This window comes from Mycobacterium sp. NGS59 (assembly GCF_059812345.1).
On the sequence record NZ_JCALCN010000015.1, the window covers coordinates 58,196 to 82,810 of the forward strand.

18 protein-coding genes are annotated in these 24,615 nt (G+C 67.4%); 13 read left to right on the forward strand and 5 right to left on the reverse strand.

Annotated features, from left to right (window positions below):
- The first annotated feature begins 15 nt into the window (after positions 1 to 15).
- The 9 genes from AC5Y46_RS17070 to AC5Y46_RS17110 all read left to right on the forward strand — a co-directional run bounded on the left by AC5Y46_RS17070 (position 16) and on the right by AC5Y46_RS17110 (position 10,168).
- On the forward strand, positions 16 to 1,647 hold the full coding sequence (locus tag AC5Y46_RS17070; protein WP_499992336.1) for an AMP-binding protein: 1,632 nt from the start codon (positions 16 to 18) through the stop codon (positions 1,645 to 1,647).
- 92 nt (positions 1,648 to 1,739) lie between these two features.
- Positions 1,740 to 2,483: a CoA transferase subunit A gene (locus AC5Y46_RS17075; RefSeq protein WP_499945623.1), complete on the forward strand. Its 744-nt coding sequence runs from the start codon at positions 1,740 to 1,742 to the stop codon at positions 2,481 to 2,483.
- Positions 2,484 to 2,574: 91 nt separating this feature from the next.
- Positions 2,575 to 3,222 carry a CoA transferase subunit B gene (locus tag AC5Y46_RS17080; protein ID WP_499992337.1) on the forward strand — a complete coding sequence of 216 codons (648 nt, stop codon included), beginning with the start codon at positions 2,575 to 2,577 and terminating at the stop codon, positions 3,220 to 3,222.
- The gene (locus tag AC5Y46_RS17085) at positions 3,219 to 4,799 is read left to right on the forward strand and encodes a carboxyl transferase domain-containing protein (protein WP_499992339.1); all 1,581 of its coding nucleotides are present in this window, start codon (positions 3,219 to 3,221) and stop codon (positions 4,797 to 4,799) included. Before AC5Y46_RS17080 ends, AC5Y46_RS17085 begins: the two co-directional genes overlap by 4 nt.
- 3 nt (positions 4,800 to 4,802) lie before the next feature.
- Positions 4,803 to 6,791, forward strand: a complete 1,989-nt coding sequence (locus tag AC5Y46_RS17090) for an acetyl/propionyl/methylcrotonyl-CoA carboxylase subunit alpha (protein WP_499945620.1) — start codon at positions 4,803 to 4,805, stop codon at positions 6,789 to 6,791.
- 2 nt (positions 6,792 to 6,793) lie between these two features.
- Positions 6,794 to 7,960, forward strand: coding sequence for an acyl-CoA dehydrogenase family protein (locus AC5Y46_RS17095; RefSeq protein ID WP_499945619.1), 1,167 nt, complete (start codon positions 6,794 to 6,796; stop codon positions 7,958 to 7,960).
- Positions 7,957 to 8,526 carry a MaoC family dehydratase gene (locus AC5Y46_RS17100; protein WP_499945618.1) on the forward strand — a complete coding sequence of 190 codons (570 nt, stop codon included), beginning with the start codon at positions 7,957 to 7,959 and terminating at the stop codon, positions 8,524 to 8,526. Before AC5Y46_RS17095 ends, AC5Y46_RS17100 begins: the two co-directional genes overlap by 4 nt.
- Positions 8,523 to 9,341 (forward strand): HpcH/HpaI aldolase/citrate lyase family protein, encoded by an 819-nt coding sequence (locus tag AC5Y46_RS17105; protein WP_499992343.1) that lies wholly within the window; start codon positions 8,523 to 8,525, stop codon positions 9,339 to 9,341. The genes AC5Y46_RS17100 and AC5Y46_RS17105 overlap by 4 nt, the downstream gene beginning before the upstream one ends.
- Positions 9,338 to 10,168: an adenylate/guanylate cyclase domain-containing protein gene (locus AC5Y46_RS17110; RefSeq protein WP_499945670.1), complete on the forward strand. Its 831-nt coding sequence runs from the start codon at positions 9,338 to 9,340 to the stop codon at positions 10,166 to 10,168. The genes AC5Y46_RS17105 and AC5Y46_RS17110 overlap by 4 nt, the downstream gene beginning before the upstream one ends.
- A 7-nt stretch (positions 10,169 to 10,175) precedes the next feature.
- On the opposite strand, the gene AC5Y46_RS17115 is transcribed toward AC5Y46_RS17110, so the two are convergent.
- The 3 genes from AC5Y46_RS17115 to AC5Y46_RS17125 form a co-directional block, all read right to left on the reverse strand.
- The gene (locus AC5Y46_RS17115; RefSeq protein WP_499945616.1) at positions 10,176 to 10,643 is read right to left on the reverse strand and encodes a hypothetical protein; all 468 of its coding nucleotides are present in this window, start codon (positions 10,641 to 10,643) and stop codon (positions 10,176 to 10,178) included.
- Between the two features lie 37 nt (positions 10,644 to 10,680).
- Entirely contained in the window at positions 10,681 to 12,135 is a 1,455-nt protein-coding gene (locus AC5Y46_RS17120; RefSeq protein ID WP_499992344.1) for an FAD-dependent oxidoreductase, read from the reverse strand.
- A gap of 97 nt (positions 12,136 to 12,232) precedes the next feature.
- Complete coding sequence (locus tag AC5Y46_RS17125) at positions 12,233 to 13,441, reverse strand: Rv1453 family transcriptional regulator (RefSeq protein ID WP_499992345.1); 1,209 nt, start codon at positions 13,439 to 13,441, stop codon at positions 12,233 to 12,235.
- 131 nt (positions 13,442 to 13,572) lie between these two features.
- Here AC5Y46_RS17125 and AC5Y46_RS17130 point away from each other — a divergent pair, with 131 nt between their 5' ends.
- From AC5Y46_RS17130 to AC5Y46_RS17140, 3 genes are all read left to right on the forward strand, one after another.
- On the forward strand, positions 13,573 to 15,084 hold the full coding sequence (locus tag AC5Y46_RS17130; protein ID WP_499992346.1) for a flavin-containing monooxygenase: 1,512 nt from the start codon (positions 13,573 to 13,575) through the stop codon (positions 15,082 to 15,084).
- A 243-nt stretch (positions 15,085 to 15,327) separates the two neighbouring features.
- Complete coding sequence (locus tag AC5Y46_RS17135; protein WP_499992347.1) at positions 15,328 to 16,803, forward strand: biotin carboxylase; 1,476 nt, start codon at positions 15,328 to 15,330, stop codon at positions 16,801 to 16,803.
- The gene (locus AC5Y46_RS17140; protein ID WP_499992348.1) at positions 16,800 to 17,969 is read left to right on the forward strand and encodes a serine hydrolase domain-containing protein; all 1,170 of its coding nucleotides are present in this window, start codon (positions 16,800 to 16,802) and stop codon (positions 17,967 to 17,969) included. Before AC5Y46_RS17135 ends, AC5Y46_RS17140 begins: the two co-directional genes overlap by 4 nt.
- Before the next feature lie 4 nt (positions 17,970 to 17,973).
- On the opposite strand, the gene AC5Y46_RS17145 is transcribed toward AC5Y46_RS17140, so the two are convergent.
- Together AC5Y46_RS17145 and AC5Y46_RS17150 are read right to left on the reverse strand one after the other, a co-directional pair.
- Positions 17,974 to 21,636: a PE family protein gene (locus AC5Y46_RS17145; protein ID WP_499992349.1), complete on the reverse strand. Its 3,663-nt coding sequence runs from the start codon at positions 21,634 to 21,636 to the stop codon at positions 17,974 to 17,976.
- 622 nt (positions 21,637 to 22,258) lie between these two features.
- Positions 22,259 to 22,594 carry a hypothetical protein gene (locus AC5Y46_RS17150; RefSeq protein WP_499992350.1) on the reverse strand — a complete coding sequence of 112 codons (336 nt, stop codon included), beginning with the start codon at positions 22,592 to 22,594 and terminating at the stop codon, positions 22,259 to 22,261.
- 188 nt (positions 22,595 to 22,782) lie between these two features.
- Between AC5Y46_RS17150 and AC5Y46_RS17155 the strand changes: the two genes are divergently transcribed.
- Entirely contained in the window at positions 22,783 to 23,955 is a 1,173-nt protein-coding gene (locus AC5Y46_RS17155) for a Fic family protein (protein WP_499992351.1), read from the forward strand.
- Positions 23,956 to 24,615 lie beyond the last annotated feature (660 nt).

A 24,615-nucleotide genomic window follows, 5' to 3' on the forward strand; every position in this document is an offset into this window, starting at 1 on the left:
CCGGCCGGAGGGACCGTGACAGCCACCGACGCCGCAGACCGCAATCCGCTTTCCTACGAACGTGGCCCGAACACACCCGCATTGCTCGGGACCACCATCGGCGCCAATCTCGCGGCTACCGCGGACGCCTTCGCGAGTCGTGAAGCGCTCGTCGACGTCGCCGCGGGCCGGCGGTGGACCTACGCCGAACTATCGGACGCCGTACGGGGTTTGGCGACGGGACTGTTGCAAGCCGGCATCGAAGCGGGTGATCGGGTCGGCATCTGGGCGCCCAACCGGTGGGAATGGGTGCTGGTGCAATACGCGACTGCTCACATCGGCGCGATCCTGGTGACCGTTAATCCCGCCTACCAAGCGCGCGAACTGGAGTATGCGTTGAAGCAGTCCGGGGTGCGGATGGTAGTTGCCGCAGCGGGTTTCAAGGGTGCGGACTACGCGCAGATGCTGGCCGACGTAGCGCCCGACTGTGTCGTCACCATCATGGGCAGTGATCGCTGGGACGAGTTGGTTGGTGCCCAAGCCGACCCGGCCGCGCTGGACGCGAGGACCGCGCTGCTGACAGCTTCCGATCCGATCAACATTCAATACACCTCGGGCACAACGGGATACCCGAAAGGCGTTACGCTCAGCCATCGCAACATCCTCAACAACGGCTACCTGGTCGGTGAGCTACTGGAGTACACCGAACACGATCGGATCTGTATCCCGGTGCCGTTCTATCACTGCTTCGGAATGGTGATGGGCAACCTGGCGGCCACCAGTCACGGTGCCTGCATGGTGATCCCGGCGCCCGGCTTCGATCCCGCCGCAACCTTGCGTGCGGTGCAGGACGAACGGTGCACCAGCCTCTACGGGGTGCCGACGATGTACATTGCCGAGCTTGGGTTGCCGGACTTCGCCGACTACCGGCTGGACAGTCTGCGCACCGGGATCATGGCCGGATCCCCTTGTCCGGTCGAGGTGATGCGCATGGTGATCGAGCGCATGCACATGCCCGGGGTGTCGATCTGTTACGGCATGACCGAAACGGCCCCGGTGTCGACTCAGACGCGCACCGACGATTCGTTGGAGCGGCGCGTCGCGACGGTCGGGAGGGTGGGGCCGCATCTGGAGATCAAGGTGATCGACCCGATGACCGGTGTGACGGTCCCCCGTGGGGAGGCGGGGGAGTTCTGCACACGCGGCTACTCGGTGATGTCGGGCTATTGGAATGACCCGCAGAAGACCGCAGAAGTCATCGACGCGGACGGGTGGATGCACACCGGCGACCTGGCGTCCATGGACTCCGCCGGATATGTGCGGATCACGGGCCGGATCAAGGACATCGTGGTGCGTGGCGGGGAGAACATCTCTCCGCGCGAGATCGAGGAGTTCCTGCACACGCATCCGGACATCCTCGACGCCCACGTCATCGGGGTGCCCGACGAGCGCTACGGCGAAGAACTCATGGCGGTGGTCAAGTTGCGGGTCGGCGCCCCGGAGCTGACCGCCGACCCTCTGCGGGAGTTCTGCGTCGGCAGCATTGCGAAGTTCAAGATTCCCCGCTATGTCTGGGTCGTCGACGAGTTCCCGATGACGGTCACCGGCAAAGTCCGCAAAGTCGAGATGCGGCAGCGTGCGATCGAGCACCTCAGTGAGCGGGAATAGCCCCTGCCCTGCCTTTACCCGCTGCGCAGGGAAATGGTATTCTCACCGTTTAGTTAATGATTATTAACTGAAACCGGAGGGCGCTGCGGTATATGGACAAGGTGGTGGCGACCGCTGCCGAGGCGGTGGCAGACATAGCCGATGGGTCGTCGCTGGCCGTCGGCGGATTCGGGTTGTGTGGCATTCCGGAGGCGCTGATCGCAGCCTTGGCCGACAGCAGTGTGACCGATCTGGAGACGGTGTCCAACAACTGCGGCGTCGACGGCATCGGGTTGGGGATTCTGTTGGCGAACAGGAGGATTCGCCGCACCGTCTCGTCCTATGTCGGGGAGAACAAGGAATTCGCCCGCCAATTCCTGTCCGGCGAACTCGAAGTCGAGCTGACCCCGCAGGGTACGTTGGCCGAACGTCTTCGCGCCGGGGGGATGGGCATTCCCGGCTTCTATACGCCGGCCGGGGTCGGCACCCAGATCGCCGACGGTGGACTGCCCTGGCGCTACGACTCGTCCGGCGAGGTGGCGGTGGTGTCACCACCCAAAGAGACCCGTGAGTTCGACGGCGTGACTTACGTTCTCGAGCGGGGGATCCGGACCGACTTCGCCCTGGTGCACGCGTGGAAGGGTGACCGGCTGGGCAACCTGGTGTACCGCTACGCCGCGGGCAACTTCAACCCCGAGTGCGCGGTCGCCGGCCGGATCACCATCGCCGAGGTCGAGGAACTCGTCGAGCCTGGGGAGATCGATCCAGCGACGGTGCACACGCCGGGCGTTTTCGTGCAGCGCGTGGTGCATGTGCCTGATCCCGAGAAGCGAATCGAGAAGGAGACGGTGCGGTGAGCGTCCATGACTTTGCCGAGCGCTGCGCTGGCGTGACGCTCGGCGCCGAACGTCACGCTAGCGTGACGGACGCCGAAGGAGGCGGCGCCAAATGACCTGGAGCAGAGACGGCATGGCCGCCCGGGTGGCATCGGAGTTCGAGGACGGGCAATACGTCAACCTGGGGATCGGGATGCCCACCCTGATCCCCAACCACATCCCCGACGGCGTGCATGTCGTGCTGCACTCGGAGAACGGGATCCTCGGCGTCGGTCCCTACCCGCGTCGCGAGGACGTCGACGCCGACCTGATCAACGCCGGCAAGGAAACCGTCACCACGCTGCCCGGCGCCTCGTTCTTCGGCTCGTCCACCTCGTTCGGGATCATCCGCGGCGGGCACCTGGACGTGGCAGTCCTTGGCGCCATGCAAGTTTCGGTCACCGGCGACCTGGCGAACTGGATGATCCCCGGCAAGATGGTCAAGGGCATGGGCGGCGCGATGGACCTGGTGCACGGCGCCCGCAAGGTGATCGTGATGATGGAACACGCCGCCAAGGACGGCAGCCCCAAGATCCTGGAGCGGTGCACGCTGCCGTTGACCGGCATCGGGTGTGTCAACCGGATCGTCACCGAACTCGCGGTCATCGACGTCCGCGACGACGGCCTGCACCTGATCGAGACCGCCCCGGACGTGTCGGTCGAAGAGGTCGTCGCGAAAACGCAGCCGCCGCTGAACCTTTCGGATCTGGTGACACAGTGACCACAGTGACGGCCCCGTCGTTCGCCGACGAACACCACCGGCTGGTGACGGAACTACGGGAAAAGCTCTCCACTGTCGCCCTGGGCGGCAACGAACGTGCCAGGGAGCGCCACGTCAGCCGCGGCAAATTGCTCCCGCGCGAACGGGTGGACCGGCTGCTCGACCCGGGCAGCCCGTTCCTGGAACTGGCCGCCCTGGCCGCCAACGGCATGTACGGCGATGAATCCCCGGGCGCGGGAATCATCACCGGGATCGGACGGGTAGCCGGACGCGAATGCGTGATCGTCGCCAACGACGCAACGGTCAAGGGCGGCACCTATTACCCGATCACGGTCAAGAAGCATCTGCGCGCGCAGGAGGTGGCGCTGCAGAACCTGCTGCCCTGCATCTACCTCGTCGACTCCGGCGGCGCCTTCCTGCCCAAACAGGACGAAGTGTTCCCCGACCGCGAACACTTCGGGCGGATCTTCTACAACCAGGCGACCATGAGCGCCAAGGGAATCCCGCAGGTGGCCGCCGTCCTCGGTTCCTGCACCGCCGGCGGTGCCTACGTGCCGGCGATGAGCGACGAAGCCGTCATCGTCCGCGAGCAGGGCACGATCTTCCTGGGCGGCCCTCCGTTGGTCAAGGCGGCCACCGGGGAGATCGTCACCGCCGAAGAACTGGGCGGCGGCGATCTGCACTCGAGAGTTTCCGGGGTGACCGACCATCTGGCCGAGGACGACGAGGATGCGCTGCGAATCGTGCGGGGGATCGCTGCCACCTTCGGTCCGCGCGAGCCCGCGCCCTGGGAGGTCATACCGACCGTCGAACCCAGGCATGCGCAGACCGAGCTCTACGACGTGGTACCCCCGGATCCGCGGGTGCCCTACGACGTGCACGAGGTGATCCTGCGACTGGTCGACGGTAGCGAATTCAGTGAATTCAAAGCCAATTACGGTAAATCGCTGGTCACCGCGTTCGCGCGCATTCACGGCCACCCGGTGGGGATCATCGCCAACAACGGCGTGCTGTTCGGCGAATCCGCGGTCAAGGGAGCTCATTTCATCGAGCTGTGCGACAAGCGTCGGATTCCGTTGCTGTTCCTGCAGAACATCGCGGGATTCATGGTCGGCCGTGACTACGAGGCGAGCGGCATCGCCAAGCACGGCGCGAAGATGGTGACGGCCGTGGCGTGCGCGAGGGTGCCGAAGCTGACCGTGGTGATCGGCGGATCGTATGGCGCGGGCAACTATTCGATGTGCGGTCGAGCCTATTCGCCACGCTTCCTGTGGATGTGGCCGAATGCGCGGATCTCGGTGATGGGCGGTGAGCAGGCCGCGTCCGTGCTGGCCACCGTGCGCGGCGAGCAACTTTCCGCCAACGGCAAGCCGTGGTCGCCGGAGGAGGAAGACGCGTTCAAGGCGCCCATCCGCGAGCAGTACGAGGACCAGGGCAACCCCTATTATTCGACCGCCCGCCTGTGGGACGACGGGATCATCGACCCTGCCGACACCAGAACGGTTGTCGGACTGGCTCTTTCGGTGTGCGCCCAGGCGCCACTGGAGCCGGTATCCTACGGCGTCTTCCGGATGTGACTCATGTTTGAGACGGTATTGGTGGCGAACCGCGGCGAGATCGCCGTGCGGGTGATCAGGACGCTGCGCCGGCTGGGCATTCGTGCGGCTGCGGTCTACAGCGACGCCGACGCCGGAGCGCGGCACGTGCTCGAGGCCGACACGGCGGTGCGGCTGGGGCCGGCGCCGGCGCGCGAGAGTTACTTGAACATGCAGCGCGTGCTGCGGGCGGCGGCGCGGACCGGTGCCGAAGCGATCCACCCGGGTTACGGATTCCTTTCCGAGAACGCCGCTTTCGCCGCAGAATGCGAGCGAGCCGGGGTGGCGTTCGTCGGCCCACCGGCGCGCGCCATCGAGGTGATGGGCGACAAGATCACCGCCAAGAACGCGGTCGCCGCGTTCGACGTGCCGGTGGTGCCGGGGGTGGCTCGGCCGGGGCTGACGGACGACGAGTTGGTCAGCGCGGCGGACGAAGTCGGCTACCCGGTGTTGGTCAAGCCGTCTGCCGGTGGCGGCGGCAAGGGCATGCGGCTGGTCGAAGAGCCGACGAAGCTACGTGCCGCGTTGGTCAGCGCCCGGCGCGAAGCCGCCTCGGCGTTCGGCGATGACACGCTGTTCCTGGAGCGGTTCGTGCTGCGGCCCAGGCACATTGAGGTGCAGGTGCTCGCCGACACGCACGGCAACGTGGTGCACCTGGGTGAGCGCGAGTGCAGTCTGCAACGACGCCACCAGAAGGTGATCGAGGAGGCGCCCTCGCCGCTGCTGGACCCCGAGACCCGGGCGCGGATCGGAGCTGCGGCGTGCAGCACCGCCCGCAGCGTCGACTACGTCGGCGCCGGCACGGTGGAATTCATCGTCTCCGGTGACCGGCCCGACGAGTTCTTCTTCATGGAGATGAACACCCGTCTGCAGGTGGAACATCCGGTCACCGAAGAGATCACCGGCCGCGACCTCGTCGAGTGGCAGCTGCGGGTCGCCGCGGGGGAGAAGCTGGGGTTCGCTCAGGATGACATCGAGCTCACCGGACACGCCATCGAGGCAAGGGTTTACGCCGAGGATCCAGCTCGGGGATTCCTGCCGACGGGAGGTCGGGTACTGCATGTGCGGGAACCCTCCGGCGACGGCGTGCGGGTCGATTCGTCGCTGTTGTCCGGCACCGTGGTGGGCAGCGATTACGACCCGATGCTGAGCAAGGTGATCGCGCACGGCGCCGACCGCGCCGAGGCACTAGCCCGGCTCGACCGGGCGCTCTCGCAGACTGCGGTGCTCGGGGTACAGACCAACGTCGAGTTTCTGCGATTCCTGCTCGCCGACGAACGGGTGCGTGCCGGGGATTTGGACACTGCCCTGCTGGACGAGCGGTTGGCGGACTTCGAGCCGGCACCCGCGCCCGATGACGTGCTTGCCGCGGGCGGCCTCTACCGTCAATGGGCACTGACCGACCGCGCCGGGAGCGAGCTGTGGGCTCAACCGACCGGGTGGCGGCCCGTCAGTCTGGTGGCTCCGGTGCGCACCGAGGTGCAGACCCCGCTGCGCACCGAGACGGTGTCGGTGTGGGGGCTGCCCGACGCGGCGGGCGTGCAGGTCGGCGACGGCGAGGTCAAGCCGGCGACCGTGCAGGTCGGTGAGCACCAGCTGAGCGTGACGATCGATGGGCTGCGCCAGGACTATCACTGGGCCGAGGCCGATCAACATCTGTGGATCGCCGACGAACGCGGCACCTGGCATATCCGCGAAGCCGAGGAACACAAGATCGACCGCACCGGCGGCGAGCGACCGGCCGAGATCCTCAGCCCGATGCCGGGCAGCGTGATCGCCGTGCAGGTCGAGTCGGGTAGTGAGGTGTCCGAGGGCGACGTGGTGGTCGTGGTCGAGGCGATGAAGATGGAACATTCACTGGCCGCACCGATTTCGGGACGGGTGCAGGTGCTGGTGGGCGTCGGCGATCAGGTGAAGGTCGAGCAGGTGCTGGCCCGGCTGGTCCCGGAGACAGAACAAGAAGGCAAGGACTGATCATGACGACGACGATCCCGGCGGGGACCCTGCCCAAGGAATACGAGGACCTACGCGACACGGTGGCCGACTTCGCGCGCTCCGTGGTGGCGCCGGTGTCGGCCAAACACGATGAGGAGCACAGCTTTCCGTACGAGGTCGTCGCGAAGATGGCCGAGATGGGCCTGTTCGGGCTGCCGTTCCCGGAAGAGTACGGCGGCATGGGCGGGGACTACTTCGCGCTGGCATTGGCTTTGGAGGAACTCGGCAAGGTCGATCAATCGGTGGCGATCACTTTGGAAGCCGGTGTCGGTCTGGGGGCCATGCCCATTTACCGGTTCGGCACCGAGGAGCAGAAACAGCAGTGGCTGCCCGACCTGGTCGCCGGCCGCGCGCTGGCCGGCTTCGGGCTCACCGAACCCGGTGCGGGCTCGGACGCCGGTGGCACCCGCACCACCGCCCGCCTCGACGGCGGCGAATGGATCATCAACGGCAGCAAGCAGTTCATCACCAACTCCGGCACCGACATCACCTCGCTGGTCACCGTCACCGCGGTGACGGGCACCATCGCCGACGGCAAGAAGGAGATCTCGACGATCATCGTGCCCAACGGCACACCGGGTTTCATCGTCGAGCCCGTCTACAACAAAGTCGGCTGGAACGCCTCGGACACCCATCCGCTGACCTTCGACGACGCCCGGGTCCCCGAAGAGAACCTGCTGGGCACCCGCGCCAAGGGTTACGCGAACTTCCTGTCCATCCTCGACGAGGGCCGGATCGCGATCGCCGCGCTCGCGACGGGGGTGGCGCAGGGCTGCGTCGACGAAAGCGTCAAGTACGCCAAGGAACGTCAGTCCTTCGGCCAGCCGATCGGCTCCTACCAGGCCATCAGCTTCAAGATCGCGCGCATGGAAGCCCGTGCCCACGCCGCCCGCACCGCCTACTACGACGCCGCGGCAAAGATGTTGGCCGGCAAGCCATTCAAGAAGGAAGCGGCGATCGCGAAGATGATCTCGTCGGAAGCCGCGATGGACAACGCGCGGGACGCCACCCAGATCCACGGTGGATACGGGTTCATGAACGAGTACCCGGTGGCTCGCCACTACCGCGACAGCAAGATCCTCGAAATCGGTGAAGGCACAACGGAGGTGCAGTTGATGTTGATCGCACGGTCGCTGGGGTTGTCATGAGCGACACCGACGCCGCCGCCCCTTCCGAGGGTGAATCTGACGACACAGCCTCGGCGAGTCGCGTCGCAGATGTCACAGTCGGGGCAAGGATCGTCCAGCGCGGTTTGTGGTTCGAGGAGTTCGAGGTCGGCACCATCTATCTGCACCGGCCCGGCCGTACCGTCACCGAGGCCGACAACGTGTTGTTCACCACGCTGACGATGAATACCCAGTCGCTGCATCTGGACGCCGCGTGGGCCGCCGAACAGCCGGGCTTTCGCGGTGAGCGACTGGTGAATTCGATGTTCACCCTGTCCACGCTGGTCGGTCTTTCCGTCGCGCAGCTGACGTTGGGCACCATCGTCGCCAACCTCGGTTTCGCCGAGGTGTCGTTCCCCAAACCCGTCTTCCACGGCGACACCTTGTACGCCGAGACGGTGTGCACCGACAAGCGCGAGTCGAAAAGCCGTCCTGGAGAAGGCATTGTCACCTTGCAGCACACCGGTCGTAACCAGCACGGCGACGTCGTGGCACGGGCAGTGCGCACCACGCTGGTGCAGAAGCGGCCGAGCGAGGCGGGGCAATGAGCCTGCGCGATGCCGGACCGGGCTGGCTGTTCTGTCCGGCTGACCGGCCCGAGCGCTTCGCGAAAGCCGCCGCCGCGGCCGACGTGGTGATCCTCGATCTCGAAGACGGTGTGGCCGAGCCGGACAAGCCGGCCGCCCGTAATGCGTTGCGCGACACACCACTTGACCCCGCGCGCACCGTCGTCCGGATCAACGCCGCAGGCACCGACGAGTACGCTCGCGACCTCGAAGTCCTGGCTGAGACGCCGTACACCACGGTGATGCTGCCCAAGACGGAGTCAGCCGCGCAGATCACAGCGCTGGCGCCGCGCGACGTCATCGCGTTGGTCGAAAGTGCGCGGGGTGCGGTGTTCGCCACCGAAATCGCCGCCGCAGACGGCGTGGTAGCGATGATGTGGGGCGCGGAGGATCTGACCGTCTCGCTGGGTGGCAGTTCCAGCCGGTGGCCCGACGGACATTACCGCGACGTCGACCGGCACGTCCGGTCGACGATCCTGCTGGCGGCCTCCGCCTTCGGCCGGCTCGCGCTGGACGCCGTGCACCTCGACATCCGCGACATCGACGGTTTGCGGGATGAGGCCGTCGACGCCGCCACCGTCGGGTTCGACGTGACCGCATGCATCCACCCCAGTCAGGTTCCGGTGGTGCGCAGCGCTTACCGGCCCAGCGACGACAAGCTGGACTGGGCCCGGCGCGTGCTGGCGGCGGCCAAGACCGAGCGCGGAGTGTTCGCGTTCGAAGGGCAGATGGTCGACTCCCCGGTGCTGCGGCACGCGGAAAGCATGCTGCGACGCGCTGGGGAATCCGCAACCTGACCGTGAGCGCGGAACTGCTGTGGGCCATCGTCGCTCTCGTCGAATTCGCGGGCCTCATCGCGGTGGGAATCGTGCTGATCGTGTCGCGGCGGCAATTGACTGGAGCCCGAAAGGCGCTGGCGCGGCTGCGCCAAGACCGACCGCGTCGTAGACGGCCGCCCGGGGTGGCTCCTCTTGCGGTCAGGACCGTTTGGCGCACCGCGGATTCATTGATCAACAGGGGCCTAGGTGCCACCGTCCGCAACTCGGTGGAGGACTTGGCGGGTTGGGCGCGGGTTGAACGACCCGACCTGGCCAGGATGACAGCCGACGGCAACGTGGTGATCGCCTTCTCGGACATCGAGGGTTCCACCGAACTCAACGAGGAACTCGGCGATCGAGGTTGGGTGAAGCTGCTGGAACGCCACAACAAGTTGATCAGCAAGCAGGTCGGCGACAACGGCGGACACGTCGTCAAAACTCAGGGCGACGGTTTCATGATCGCCTTCTCCGATCCCGTCAAGGCCGTGCGCTGCAGTATGGCCGTGCAACGCGCGCTACGGTCCGAACCCGAACGGTGGGAACGCATCCGGGTCCGCATCGGTCTGCACATGGGCAGCTCAGTGCGGCGCGGCGACGATCTGTTCGGCCGCAATGTGGCGATGGCTGCGCGGGTCGCGGGCGAGGCCGAGGGTGGGGAAGTGTTGGTCAGTGCGCCGATTCGGGAGGCGGTTTCAGGGGCGTCCGATATCGCGCTGGACGCACCCCGCGAGGTCGAACTCAAGGGCTTCCGCGGTACGTACGAGCTTTATCCGGTGCGATGTGTCGCCGATGTCGACCCCGACTAGCCGTCGCTCAGGGGCACACTCCCCGAGTGGGGCTGTCGACGCACTGCTGGACCTGAAGCGCGTGGGTGGTGCTGGGCGTTGACGGATCACCGCATCCGCCGGCCACTTTTGTCGACGTGATCGAACCGGCCAGACTTCCTACGGCGAACGTGTAGACGAGATCCGCCGCTGCCTTGGTCCCGTCCGGGCAGGTCCAGCCCTGGCTGTCGGTGCGGTTGATCGTCCATGGGCCGCCCGGGGTTTTGTTGATCGCGGCGCCCCAGGTCTTGGGTGTCGACACCCAACCACTGCAGTTGCCCGAAGGGTCGCAGGTGGTGTTGATCAGCAGGATGTCACCGAGCTGATTGGAAGGGGAGCCGTCGACGACGGCCCGGTAGTGGCCGTTGAGGCTGTCGTCGGCTGCGGCGACGCCCGACGTGGCCAGCGTGGCGTAGCCGAGAACGGTGAGGATCGTCAGCGTGCGAGTGATGCCCATGACGCTGCATCATCGCAGAAAATCCCTTGGCGCGGAATCAAAAGTTCATGCCGGAGAACATCATCCGCCCCGGATCGTACTTCTGGCGGACGGCGCTGAGCCGGGCCAGGTTGGCGCCGAAGTACCGCGACGGCGGCTGGTTGGGTTCGATGTAGTTCACGTAGCCACCAGCCGAATACGGTTGCACCGCTTGATGTGCGGTGGTGAGCCAGCCGGCGGCCGCCGACGGGGAACCGGCCGTTTCGACGTACCACTGCACCATCGCGGAGTGCCGCCGGTACGGGAAGGCCGTGGCGTCGCCGGCCACACTGGCCAGCGCGCCGTCGAGGGCATGCATGATCACCAGACCTCGCCCGGCCCCACGTGGAAATGTGTCGAGCGCCGAAGCGATTCCCTTGGCGGCACCGGCGTTGATCGTCGGGAAGACATCGGAACCACCGACGTATCCCAGCGGGGACGGGTTGAGGTTCTCCACGGCCAGATACTTCACCAGGTCCAGATAGTTGAGCGTCAGGTTCTCGGTCCTGGTCGGTTGTACACCGACCGCCGAAACAATCGCGCCCGCAACGCTGTTGGCGGTCCCGACCGGGGACGTCGCCATGATGCGGCACTGCGTGCCCATCCCGTCGACGGTGGCGTCGGCCAGCGCCCAGAACTTGCGGTCGACGGTACGCAGCCAGCTCTGCCAGCCGAGCAGAACCTGCGCGAACGTCTGCGGCGGAAAGAAGATGTTGACGACGTCGACGTCCTCGCTGGCAAACGTGGTGTAGGTCAACGAAGTTGTCACCCCGAAGTTGCCGCCGCCGCCACCCCGCAACGCCCAGAACAGGTCGGGGTTGCTAGTGGCCGACGCGGTGACCGCCTGCCCGCCGGGCAGTACCACGTTCGCCGACGCCAGCTGGTCGCAGAGCAGTCCGGCGTGCCGCGACTGTGCACCGATGCCGCCACCCAAGGTGTGCCCCGCGGCACCGACGGTCGGGCAGGTACCCGTCGGGATGCCCCGGCCCGCGGCGGCCAGCGTCTGGTGCATCGCAAACAGATGCGTTGCGGGCGTGACGGTGATCTGTCCGCTGGCGGGGTCGTATTTGGGATTTGCGGGTAACCCGCGCAGGTCGATTACCAGGGCTCCGTCTGCCGTGGACGCTCCGATGTAGGAGTGCCCGCCGCTGCGCGCGGCGACCTTGAGCTTTCGGGTAGCCGCGAACGCCATCGCTTTCTGCACGTCCGCGGCCGACGTCACGTTCACGACCGCCGCCGGTGTCGAACCGTTGTAGTTGGTGTTGAAAACCTGCTTGGCCGAACCGAATTGTCCGTTCTCCGGTTCAATGACCTGCCCGCCGATGGCTCCCGACAGACTGCCCCAGTCGGCGCTGTTCGGTGCGGCACCGGCGCGGGCGGTCCCGAAGACCGCCCCGGCGGCCAAGGTCCCGACGGCAGCCCGCAGAAACGTCTGCCGCGAGAACTGTGCCGTCGGTTCGCCAGCTACCGTCATGCCCGCATTCTGGGGCACCTGGTGTCCTCACTCGGATCGGCGGCGCGGCCCGTCACCGGATTGATCGACGATCGTGATGTCCGCCTGCCTGGATTACCTACTTGCCGCGCCAGCGCAGCACGTCGAGTGCGACCGCCACATTGACGCTGCACTCGGCCAGCGGACGGGGCAACAGTTCGTCGGCGCGGGCCAGGCGCCGCAGCAGCGTGTTGCGATGGGTATAGAGCCGTGTCGCGGCGCGCGACGCATTGCACTGCTCATGCACGAAAACCCTTACCGTCTCCTGTAGTTCGTGTCCCGCTTGTTCCAGTGCGCCCAGGGTGTGGCGGACGAACTCGGTGGCGCGGTCGGTGTCGGCGGTGATCAAGGCGACCAGTTCGACGTCGGCGAACCGCGCGACACGTCGCGGTGATTGCAGGCGCGCCAACATCTGTTGGGTGGTGATGGCGTCGAAGTGACTGCGGCGGAAACCGTCGATGCCCTCGGCGCAGGGTCCTACCGCGACACGGATATCCGGCCGGGCTTCGATCGAATCACGCAGCGCGGCAATGTCTATCGATCTCGCCGGTATCCATACCCAGCGGGTGGCCGTGGAAGCGAGGACGGTGAGCGGTCGCACCCCGGCGGCGTGTCCGAACGACTCGGCGGCCGAATCCAGTCCGGCCATGTCGCCCGCCGGATCGTCGCTCCAGATCACGGCGGCGACGTGCGGGCCGGTCAGGGCGTACCCGAGTCGTGCCTCGGCGCGCTTTCGGGTGATGGGGGCCCCGTCGAGGATCAGGGCGACGGTCTCGAGTCGTTCGGCATGGGTCCCGCGGGTGAGATCGTCGCGTTCCTGCTCGATCTGTGCGGCGATGCCCGCCAGGGTTCCGTCGATGAAAGCGCTGATCGAGCGGGAGCAGACGTCGAGCAACTCGTGCAATTCGGCCGGATCCGACGTCAGCGAGAATGCGATCTCCATCAGCCGGCGCCACGCCACTGCCTCCCCGATCCGGTAGGCGTCGAGGGTGAACGGGGTCAGTCCGCGCCGGGCGACCTCGCGGGCGATATTCATCGGCTCCGGCCCGCTGTTCGGGGGCACCGGCGCGCCGGGGTCGCGCACGTTGGCCGCGCCCCAGAAGTACATGTTGGCCCGGTTGCTGCGACCGACCGCGGCGGCCAGCTCGGGGTCGGCCGCCAACGCCGGGCTGGCCGCAAGCACTTCGGCGTCGAGTTCGTCGAGCCACTCGGCACGCGGATTGACGGTGATCTGCGCACACTGCCGGATCAGCTCCCTGACCGGCTCCGACGGACGCTTCCAGGACATGCAGCCACCATAAGTCAGTGGTGCAAATTGCACCACGAAGCCGCCAGGATGGTCAGATCCCATCTTGGTCGCGGCGACCGGGACCGAGACCATGGAACGCAGTACACGCATCCGGCGTCAGGAGCCAGGTCATGTCCCGCACATCTACAACCACCGAGGTCGAGCACGTCGACGTCCTCATCGTCGGCGCCGGTATCTCGGGCATCGGTGCCGCCTACTACCTGCAGCGCGAGCATCCCGGTCGCAGCTACGCGATCCTCGAGGCGCGCGATGCGACCGGCGGCACCTGGGATCTGTTCCGCTATCCCGGGATTCGTTCGGACTCCGATCTGCACACCTTCGGCTATGAGTTCAAGCCGTGGCGCGACGAGGACGCCATCGCCACCGCCGACAAGATCCTGACGTATCTGCGCGAGACCTCCGCCGAGAACGGCATCGACGGCAACATCCGTTTCCACCACAAGGTGCGCGGCGCCGCGTGGTCGAGTTCCGACGCACGGTGGGTCGTCGATGTCGAGCGCACCGACACCGGTGAGACGACGCAGATCAGCGCCAATTGGTTGTTCTGCGCCGGCGGCTATTACCGCTACGACGAGGGCTTCACCCCGCACTTCGAGGGCCGCGAGCGGTTCGCCGGGCAGATCGTGCACCCGCAGCACTGGCCCGAGGACCTCGACTACGCGGGCAAGAAGGTGGTCATCATCGGCAGTGGCGCAACGGCCGTCACCATGTTGCCGGCAATGGCCGAACGGGCGGGGCACGTCACCATGCTGCAGCGTTCGCCGACCTACATCATGCCGGTGCCGTCCAAAGACGTCTTCGCCAACACGGCACGAAAGCTGTTCGGCGACAGGCTCGGTTACGCGCTGGCCCGTCGTAAGAACATCGGTCAGCAGCGCGCCGTGTACCAGTTCTGCCAGAAGTATCCGGGCCCGGCCAAGAAGATCATCCGCAGCGTCAACGCCAAACGGTTGCCCAAGGGCTATCCGGTCGAGGAGCACTTCAGCCCCGCGTACAACCCGTGGGACCAGCGGCTGTGCGCGGTACCCGACTCCGACCTGTTCCGGGCGATCAGCAACGGCAGCGCATCGGTGGTCACCGACCGCATCGTGACGTTCACCGAGACCGGGATCCAGCTGGAATCCGGCCGCGAACTCGACGCCGACATCATCGTCACCGCAACGGGTTTGAATCTTCAAGCGTTCGGCGGCATGTCGCTGGTGGTCGACGGCGAGCCGGTCGAGTTGCCCGAGCGGGTCGCCTACAAGGGGATGATGCTGTCCGACGTACCGAATTTCGCCTACGCGATCGGCTACACCAACTCCTCGTGGACGCTGAAGGTCGGCCTGCTGTGCGAGCACTTCTGCCGGCTGCTGGCGCACATGGACGCCAACGGCTACGACACCGCGCGCCCGGTGCTCGACGACCCGGACATGGAAACCCGCCCGCTGCTGGACTTTTCGGCCGGCTATGTTCGGCGCGCGGTCAACCAGCTGCCCCGCCAGGGTGCCAGCCAGCCGTGGTTGACGTCGATGAGTTACCACGCCGACGTCAAACTGCTGCGCAACGACGCCGTCGTCGACCCGGCGTTGCAACTGACGAGTTCGGCTGACGTGCCCAGCCGGGAAGCCCTTCCGGTCTGAGTTTGGGCTGACTGCATTCAGTCTGCGCTGAGGGCGACGTCTACTCGCAAAACCCCGCCCTCAGCGCAGGATCAACACTTGCCGTCCGTGATCGAGGGGCTGCGACGATGATCAAGAGAGTCAGTGCTATGGCAATCCACGCTTTCAAGGCGCCGTAGGCACGTGCACACTTGTGGGCATGGACGCATGTGAGATCACCGCGGTCACCGCTAGGCCCCTGCCCCCGACGTCACCGTGGCTGGCGTGACCGCCCACTCAGGCGGGCCCGAACCGCGCCGCAAGTTGAACGGCATCTCAGACGTACGTGCCTTCTTTCACACCAACACCGTGCCGCTGTACTTCATCTCGCCGACCCCCTTCAATCTGCTCGGGATCGACCGCTGGGTTCGAAACTTCTTCTACCTGACCTACTTTGACTCCTTCGAGGGCGTGCACTCGCGCGTGTTCGTGCCGCGGCGGCGCGACCGCATCGACTTCGACTCGATGGGGGATGTGTGCAACCACCTGCTGCGTGACTCCGAGACACTCGAGTTCATCGCCGGCAGGGGGCCCGGCGGCAAGGCCTGCTTCGTGATGATGGACGAGGAGACACAGGCCCTCGCGCGCCAGGCCGGGCTGGAAGTCATGCACGCTCCGGTCGAGTTGCGCCATCGGCTGGGCTCCAAGATCGTCATGACCCGCCTGGCCGACGAGGCGGGCGTTCGGAGTGTCCCGAACGTGATCGCGCGAGCCGGTTCGTATGAAGAGCTGTCGGCGCTGGCCCAGCAGGCGGGTCTCGGTGATGACCTCGTCGTCAACGCCGCCTACGGCGCCGCCGGGTCAGGCACGTTCTTCGTCCGTGGCCAGCGCGACTGGGACGATCACGCCGCTGACCTGGCCGGTCAGGAAGTCAAGGTGATGAAGCGCATCCGCAACGTCGAGGTGTGCATCGAAGGCACCGTGACGCGGCACGGCACCGTGATCGGCCCGGCCATGACGAGTCTCGTCGGGTATCCGGAGCTGACGCCGGCCAAGGGCGGCTGGTGCGGCAACGACATCTGGCGTGAGGTCCTGCCGCCCGCGCAGACGCACGCCGCGCGGGAAATGGTGCGCAAGCTGGGCGATGTCCTGGGCCGCGAGGGCTACCGCGGCTACTTCGAGGTTGACCTGCTGCATGACCTGGACTCCGACGAGCTCTACCTCGGCGAGGTGAACCCGCGGCTGAGCGGCGCGAGCCCGATGACGAACCTGACCACCGAGGCCTACGCCGACATGCCGCTGTTCCTGTTCCACCTGCTCGAATACATGGACGTGGAGTACGAGCTCGACATCGACGCGATCAACTCGCGCTGGGAGCGCGGCTACGGCGAAGACGAGGTCTGGAGTCAGCTGATCATCAACGAGACCGCGCCGGATCTGGAGATCTTCACCGCGACGCCACGTACCGGTGTGTGGCGCATCGACGACGACGGACGAGTCTCGTTTGCGCGCCCCGCCAACGATTGGGCCACGCTGCTCGACGGGTCCGAGGCGTTCTACATGCGGGTGGCGGCGCCCGGCGACTTGCGTTGTGAGGGAGCTCAACTCGGCGTGCTGTTCACCCGCGGGCACCTGCAGACCCCCGACTACCAGCTGACCGAGCGCTGTCAGCGCTGGGTGAAGGGCATCAAGTCCAAGTTCGTCTCGACACCCCTGACGCCGACTGCAGCGATCGTCTCTCGACTCGTAGCACGAGCGTGAGCCGCCCGGCCGGCATTTCACTGGCCAACTGGCTGTCGGAGCCCTACGCGCAATGGTCTTTTCAGCACGTCGAAGACTTCGTGCCGACTGCTTTGATCGCGCGCGGGGACGGGCCGGTCGCGGAGTTACCGGCGGTCGACACGGGGTTGGCCGAGGTCCGGGTGAACCGGACGGACGGGGTGGCCACCCGGGTCGGCACCGTCATGGCGACCACCGCCACCGACGGATGGGCCGTCGCGCACCGCGGTTCGTTGGTGGCCGAGGAGTACCTGGGCGGCATGGGACAACAGACCCGGCACCTGTTGTTCTCGGTGAGCAAGTCGCTGGTGGGAGCGGTCGCGGGCGCGTTGCACGGCGCCGGGGCCATCGATCTCGACGCGCCGGTCACCGATTACGTTCCCGCACTGGGGGATTGCGGCTACGTCGGGGCAACCATGCGTCATCTGCTGGATATGCGCTCAGGTATCGCCTTCTCGGACAACTACCTGCACCCAACGGCCGAGATACACCAGCTCGACCAGGCCCTCGGGTGGGCGCCCCGCAGTGGGCCGGACGGCCCCACCACGCTGCGGGATTTCCTGCTCACCCTGCGGCAAAAGTCAGCGCACGGCGGGCCGTTCCAATATCGCTCCTGTGAAACCGACGTCCTCGGCTGGATCTGCGAGGTCGTAGCCGGCCAGCGGATGCCGGAGCTGATGTCGGATCTGCTGTGGAGCCGCATCGGGGCCCAGTGCGACGCCACGATCGGCGTCGACAGCGAGGGCACCGGATTGTTCGACGGCGGCATCAGCGCATGTCTGACCGACATGATTCGGTTCGGGTCGCTGTTCCTGCGCGACGGCGTCTCGTTGACCGGCCGGCAAGTGGTGCCGGCGGCGTGGATCGCCGACACCCTGCAAGGTGGGCCCGACTCACGGGAGGCGTTCGCCGCCAGCCCCGACGACAACGAGATGCCCGGCGGGATGTACCGCAACCAGGTGTGGTTTCCCTATCCGGGCAGCAGCGTCGTGTTGTGTCTGGGCATGTGCGGTCAGGTCATCTACATCAACCGCGCCGCAGAGGTGGTGGCCGCCAAGGTTTCCAGCCAGTCGGAGTCCTCTGAGGAACCGATGCTGTTGGACACACTGCGGGCGTTCGATGCGGTGGCGCGCGAGCTGGGTGGCTGACCGGTTAGAGCGCGGTCTGCCCGTCGCTGCCGTTGTCGTTCGGACTGAATGAGGTGCCGAAACCGCCCTGGCCGCCGGTCCCGCCGACTGCGCCGCCGTTGCCCCCGTTGTTGTCAAGAGGGGCGATGCCCGCGCCACCTGCCGGCACGGCGCCGGGCGAACCGTTGGCATCGTAGACGCCGCCTCCGCCTCCACCGCCGACACCACCCGCGCCTGTAGCGCCGGCGCCACCAGTGAATCCGTCGCTGGCGTCGCCGCCGTCGCCGCCCTTGCCGGCGACACCGCTCGATGACCCGGCACCGCCGCCGCCACCGCCACCGCCGGTGGCCGCCTCGCCTTCTGCTGCGAAACCGCCGGCCCCGCCCCCGCCCCCGCCGCCGCCCTTGCCGCCGGTTGCGGTGCTAGTGGCGGCGCCGGCACCGCCACCCCCACCGTCCCCACCGTTTGCGGTGGTCAGGTCGAAGAACCCTCCGCCGAAGTTCGCGGTGCCACCGTTACCGCCGGCGCCACCCGACCCGCCGGAGTTGCCGGTGCCAGCGGCGCCCATGCCGGCGCCGCCGCTACCGCCCTTGCCGCCGGCGCCGCCACCGCCGCCACCACCGCCGTGAGCCGGTCCATCGTCGGGATTGCCCTGGCCGCGCGCGGCATTACCCCCGTTGCCGCCGTCGCCGCCGTCGCCGGCCTTCGCGCCGTCACCGTTGATCCCGCCCGCCGGGGCGGCACCGCCATTGCCGCCGGCCCCGCCGCGGCCGCCGTTACCCCCCTGGCCGCCGGGTTGTCCGTTGACGGTAGAGGCGCCGTCACCGCCATCCCCGGCGGCGCCGCCCTGGGCGCCGGCACCGGACTTGGCGCCCGCACCGACCACGTCGCCGCCCGCGCCCCCGTCGCCGCCGTTACCGCCAGCACCGCCGTTTCCCGGGTTATCGGAGGCGACCGGTGTCTTACCGGCGGCGCCACCGCCTCCGACCCCACCCGCGCCACCGTTGCCACCATCGCCGTAGTTGCCACCGACACCGCCAGCCGACCCGCCGGTACCGCCGTGACCGCCCGCACCACCATTACCACCGGCTTGGCCGGTGGTCAGCAACTGCGCGTCAAAGCCTCCGGCGGCCGCGCCACCGGCGCCGCCCTTGCCGCCGTCGCCGTTGGTTGCGCCTCCGGTGGCGGTGCCTCCGTTGCCGCCGGTGCCGCCGTTTCCACCGTTACCACCGTTGCCGGACACGTTGCTATAGCTGCCGCCCACACCGCCGTTAGCGCCGCCGCCACCCGCACCGCCGGTACCAGCCGTGGCGCCTTTCCCAAGCGCGGCACCGCCAACTCCACCTGCGCCCCCGTTACCGCCGGAACCACCATTGCTTTCTGCGGGACTCAACGGGTCGAGCCCAGACGCGCCGCCGCCTCCGGCGCCACCAGCTCCGCCGTCTCCACCATCACCGAAGGCGCCGCCGAGGCCGCCAGTGCCGGCCGCCCCGCCGGTACCGCCATTACCGCCTATGCCGCCGTCACCACCGTTGCGGCCGAAATCAGTGAACGACCAGTCAGACCCGGCGCCGCCCTTGCCGCCCCTGCCGCCGGTGCCACCGTCGCCTGCCGCCGCTAGATCGCCGCCGGCGTTCCCGCCGGTCCCGCCGGCGCCGCCGTGGCCGGCGTTCCCGGCACCGTCGTTGAGGAAGCCGTTCACGCCGGCGCCACCGTCGCCACCGTTGCCGCCCTTACCCCCAGCGCCGTCGGCGCCCTTGGCGCCGGTCAGTCCTCCGCCCGCGCCGCCGGTGCCACCGGTCCCGCCGGTACCGCCCTGGCCGCCGTTGCCGCCGATTTCGGGATCGATGTCGTCGTGATAGCCGGCACGACCCTCGGCACCGCGACCACCCACACCACCGGCCCCGGCATCGCCGCCCTTGCCGTCGGCGCCGCCGGTGCCACCGCTGCCGGCCGCCCCGCCGGTCCCGCCGGTCCCGCCGGTCCCGCCGTTACCGCCGTCCGCACCCCCGGTTCCAGGCTGGCTGAACCCGGCGCCGCCCGTACCGCCTTTGCCGCCGTCGCCGCCGTCGCCGGCTGCCACACCGTCACCGCCGGCCTTGCCGCCAATACCGCCGGCCCCGCCTTGACCGCCCTTGCCGCCTGCGCTGGTCTCGGTGCCTCCGGTACCGGTGCCGCCAGCACCGCCGTCACCAGCGTCACCGCCGACCCCGTCGGCACCCTTCGCGCCGCCCGGACCGGCACCCGCACCGCCGGTCCCGCCGTCGCCGCCATTGCCGCCGGCACCGCCGGTGCCGCCGGGCGTCGCATTGTCCGCGCCGCCACCACCCACGCCGCCGGCACCCGCGGCGCCACCTTGGCCGTCGGTGCCGCCGGTGCCACCGCTTCCGGCCGCCCCGCCGGTCCCGCCGTTACCACCTAGTCCGCCGTTTTTGCCGTCGACGCCCGTGGTCAGACCCTTCGCGTCGAACCCGGCGCCGCCGTCGCCGCCCTGGCCGCCTTTGCCGCCGTCGCCATTGATGGCGCCAGCGCCGCCTACCCCGCCGGTGCCGCCTTTACCGCCCTGCCCGCCGGCAGTGCCCGCCACCGCGGACGCGTCGTATCCCGCACCGCCCTGCCCGCCGGCGCCGCCATTTCCGCCGGTGCCGGTGGCGCCGGTGGCGCCGTCGATCCCGAATATTCCGCCCGAACCGCCCGCGCCACCCGCCCCTGCGTTACCACCCGCGCCGCCGTTGCCCCCTAGTCCGCCAGGGGTGACCGAATCCAGTCCGGAACCGCCCGTCGCGCCGCTGCCACCCGCCCCACCAGCGCCGCCGAGTCCGCCGGCCCCGCCAGTGCCCAACAGTCCGATGTTGCCGCCGCCGGCACCACCAGCCCCGCCGTTGCCGCCGCCGGTCCCGGAGGCGCCGGTCAATCCGGGTCCGGCCGCGCCGCCGGACCAACCGTCGCCGCCGGTTCCACCCATCCCGCCGGCCCCGCCGCTGTAGGACGTCGCCCGGTTCAGGCCGCCGGCCCCACCGACTCCGCCGGTGCCGCCGTTTTGGGTCGCGGTGCCCGTCCCGCCGGTACCGCCGACACCACCGTGCCCGCCGAAACCGCCCAACCAGCCGCCCGCACCGCCATTGCCACCGGCTGCGCCACCGGCGCCGGCGGCGTCAGCCGCCCCACCGGCCCCGCCAGATCCGCCGTTGCCCCAGAGACCGGCCTCACCGCCAGCCCCGCCGGCCTGCCCGACGCCGCCGGAACCACCGTTGCCGCCGTTGCCCCACAGGATTCCGCCCGCACCGCCGGGCTGGCCGGTGCCGGGCGCGCCGTTGGCGCCGTCGCCGATCAGGGGACGCCCCAGCAGCAAATTGGTGGGGGCATTGATCACGTCGAGAATGGTCTGCTCCAGCGTCTCCGCCGAAAATGCTTCAGCGGCCGCGTAGCTGGCGGCACCCGAGTTCAGCGTCCGCACGAAGTCGGCATGAAAAAGTGCAGCCTGCGCATTGAATGCCTGAAACTGCTCAGCATAACCCCCGAACAACGATGCGATCGCTACCGACACCTCGTCCTGCGCGGCTGCTGTCACCGAGGTCGTCACGCCCGCCGCCTCCGCGTGGGCCGCTCGGAGCGCCGAGCCGATGTCGGACAGATTCTGCGCGGCGGCTATTGCCACCTCTGGCGACACGATCACAAAAGATGACATTGCGGCTCCCTCGACATGCCAGCCCCACCGCAGTCATCGGACTCTCCCCAGCCCACACTTCACCGGAAGCGATGCAGGGATGATAGCGACCATCACCACCGGCTGGAGCAAAAACGCCACGACTGAAGTTCACCTGGGGTTCGTTCGCCGAGACGCCGGGCGTTCACGTCGATTCGATGCGCCGGAGTATTGACGCGCGCGACTATTCGAGTTGGGCCCTGAGCGGGACAAAGGTGCTGCTAAAGCCGGTTGTCGGAGGTGATCCTCCGGCCGCACCAGGCGCTGCCCCGGCAACGCGCTGCGATTGCACGCGTCCGGCACCGGTGGGGACGAGACAAGGCGGGCCACAGCAAACTCGCGCGGCATTCTGGCGACACTGGTGAACAGGACTATGGAGTGGCGTTAGCGCCGCTCTTGGCGTGACTTAACCCTCGGGACACGTCCCAAATGTGTTCTCTGCGGCGAGAGCACCCCCGGGCCGACGGCATTCGAAAACTCGGTGTCCTTCGGCTGCCGCCGTGGGACGAGTCCGTCAGCAGCGCCAATACCTCGTTAGCAGCACCAGCGAGCCGGTCACTGCGGCACCGGCGCACCAGCACGCAACTCGGCCCCGCGGTAGGTATTAATCCCACTTACCGATCAGACCTCGAACGAACCATGGGCCCCGTCCTGATGGCTCTGACGAGGACGATTCATCCTCGCTTTCGGTCAAGTAGTCTTCGCTGTCGTTCTCCTCTGGCGGTTCCCCGGGTTCGACGAGCATGGCCACGGCGAGTCCGAGTGGACCTAGGAAGAAGAAGGTCGCGAAGAAGTAGCCGACGCCACTGCGATTTTTCTCACTGGCCACGACCGCTGCGACCCCCGCCTGGAGTAGCCAGTACAGGAATAACCCGACCATGGTCGCTACGGCGATCCAGGAACCTAATTGCACGAACGGCTCAGTCGATTTGTCGTTCATGCCGAAGATCATGCGGTATTCGGGATCCGTACGGCTGACGAGGTGCGGTAAACCGCGTCGACGCTTGCAGAGCCCGAATATTTCGTTTGTCGGCGGGGGTCGCGACGTTCCTCGCTCGCCACGACATAGCTGAAGTCAATATTCTTATTAACTTCACTTGTGGATTTAAATGAAGCTAATCTGAAGTGGTGACTTCACTTCGTCCCGTCAGTTACGAGGACGTTCGTTGGGTGCCGGAGACGAGGCGGTACGCGAGCGCCGTGCTGCCCAAACTCGGCATCTACCACCCAGCTGTGCCCGCTGGCATTGCCGAACTGGTCTTGGACCTACCGCCGTCGGTTCTGGCAGACGCCGAGTCCGCCGGCCGCGAAATCACCCGATTCGATGCCGAATTCGGAAGTGAAATCGCGCCATTTGCCGCCGTTCTGCTGCGGTCGGAGTCCGCCGCCAGCTCGCAGATCGAAAACTTGACCGCATCAGCGCGGGCTATCGCCGAGGCCGAACTATCCGGCGCGAAGGCAGAGCGCAGCGCCGGGATTATCGTCGCCAACACCGCAGCGATGCAAGCGGCGGTCGCCCTCTCCGACAACATCGACGCCGACGCGATCCTGGCGATGCATCGCGCGTTGATGGTTGACGAGCCGCGCCACACGCCGGGAAAGTTTCGCACCGAGCCGGTGTGGATCGGCGGCGGCTCGTCTCCCATCGGCGCGACCTTCGTCGGCCCGTCTTACCAGAAGATCCCCGACGCGATCGGCGACTTGATCGCCTTCGCGCAGCGGGCCGACGTGCCGGCGTTGCCCCAGATCGCCGTCAGTCATGCCCAGTTCGAGACCATTCACCCCTTCACCGATGGGAATGGACGTACGGGCCGGGCTTTGGTACAGGCCATGCTGCGCAACAAGGGCCTCGCCCGCCAGGTGACCGCGCCGATTTCAGCTGGGTTGCTGGCCGACACGGACGCATACTTCGCCGCTTTGACGAGCTATCGAGCTGGTGACGCCGCGCCGATTGTCAGACGCTTCTCGCAGGCGACCGTTCTAGCTATCGCCAACGGACGACAACTGGTCGCGGAACTTCGCAGTATCCGGCAGTCGTGGAACGACGTGATCACCGCGCGGTCCGATTCGGCGGTGTGGAAAGTCGCCGATTTGTTGATCCGCCGACCGGTGGTGAACGCTGTGCTGCTGGCACAAGAGTTGGGCATCGACTCCACGAATGCTCACCGCTATCTGAACCCGCTCACCCAGGCGGGGATCCTCGTCGAGACGACAAACGGACCCCGCAACCGAGTGTGGCGGTCGCCGGAAGTGCTCGCGGCGCTCGACGCTTTCGCCGACCGCGCCGGCCGGCGCGGCTGACGCGTGGTTTTCGTGAGCGGTAGTTGACCGTCGGGAGACACGAAGTGCATTCGAAAAACTTCGTGTCCTTCGGCTGCCGCCGTGGACGAGTCCGTCAGCAGCGCCAATAGCCGTTGACGTGAGTCCCGTTCTTCTTCGTGTAACCGTTCACCCACGTGCAACCGACGTTGGGCGCGTTCACATTAGGAGGGTTGGGCAAGTCGATGCCGCCAGGCTGAGGCGCACCAGTCGGCGTCGGCGTAGTGGCAGTAGTACTGGCAGACGTCGACGTAGTGGGTGTAGTCGTCGCAGCGCAGTACTGCGACTGCGGATAGTCCACGCACAGTTGCCGGTCGACATGTGTCCACTGGCCCGCAGTGCACATCGAATAGGTCCCGCCCGAGTCAGGCCTGATTGCCCCGGTCTGGCAGTCGGCATGGGCGATTGGCGCGCCGAAGCACCCGATGAGGCCGCCGGCCACGACGACGCCGGCCTGGACGACTGAAATGATACGCACGTACCAGAACTTACCAAGACCGTGCCGGGGTAGCTGGCAAACGGAGAACAAATTTTCTCCCAGACGCAGCTGATTCGCGCGGGCAACTGAGAGTGTGGTGCGCCGCGTCTGCATTTTGGCGATAACGGCCAAAGACCGCACTTGCTCCAATACGATTCGCCAAC

Excerpts from the sequence above, each read along its gene's own strand:
- AC5Y46_RS17105 (WP_499992343.1), top strand. The coding sequence starts at position 8,523 with ATGAGCCTGCGCGATGCCGGACCGGGCTGGCTGTTCTGTCCGGCTGAC.
- AC5Y46_RS17130 (WP_499992346.1), top strand. The coding sequence starts at position 13,573 with ATGTCCCGCACATCTACAACCACCGAGGTCGAGCACGTCGACGTCCTC.
- AC5Y46_RS17125 (WP_499992345.1), bottom strand. The coding sequence starts at position 13,441 with ATGTCCTGGAAGCGTCCGTCGGAGCCGGTCAGGGAGCTGATCCGGCAG.
- AC5Y46_RS17075 (WP_499945623.1), top strand. The coding sequence starts at position 1,740 with ATGGACAAGGTGGTGGCGACCGCTGCCGAGGCGGTGGCAGACATAGCC.
- AC5Y46_RS17080 (WP_499992337.1), top strand. The coding sequence starts at position 2,575 with ATGACCTGGAGCAGAGACGGCATGGCCGCCCGGGTGGCATCGGAGTTC.
- AC5Y46_RS17145 (WP_499992349.1), bottom strand. The coding sequence starts at position 21,636 with ATGTCATCTTTTGTGATCGTGTCGCCAGAGGTGGCAATAGCCGCCGCG.
- AC5Y46_RS17090 (WP_499945620.1), top strand. The coding sequence starts at position 4,803 with ATGTTTGAGACGGTATTGGTGGCGAACCGCGGCGAGATCGCCGTGCGG.
- AC5Y46_RS17100 (WP_499945618.1), top strand. The coding sequence starts at position 7,957 with ATGAGCGACACCGACGCCGCCGCCCCTTCCGAGGGTGAATCTGACGAC.
- AC5Y46_RS17150 (WP_499992350.1), bottom strand. The coding sequence starts at position 22,594 with ATGAACGACAAATCGACTGAGCCGTTCGTGCAATTAGGTTCCTGGATC.
- AC5Y46_RS17115 (WP_499945616.1), bottom strand. The coding sequence starts at position 10,643 with ATGGGCATCACTCGCACGCTGACGATCCTCACCGTTCTCGGCTACGCC.
- AC5Y46_RS17095 (WP_499945619.1), top strand. The coding sequence starts at position 6,794 with ATGACGACGACGATCCCGGCGGGGACCCTGCCCAAGGAATACGAGGAC.
- AC5Y46_RS17120 (WP_499992344.1), bottom strand. The coding sequence starts at position 12,135 with ATGACGGTAGCTGGCGAACCGACGGCACAGTTCTCGCGGCAGACGTTT.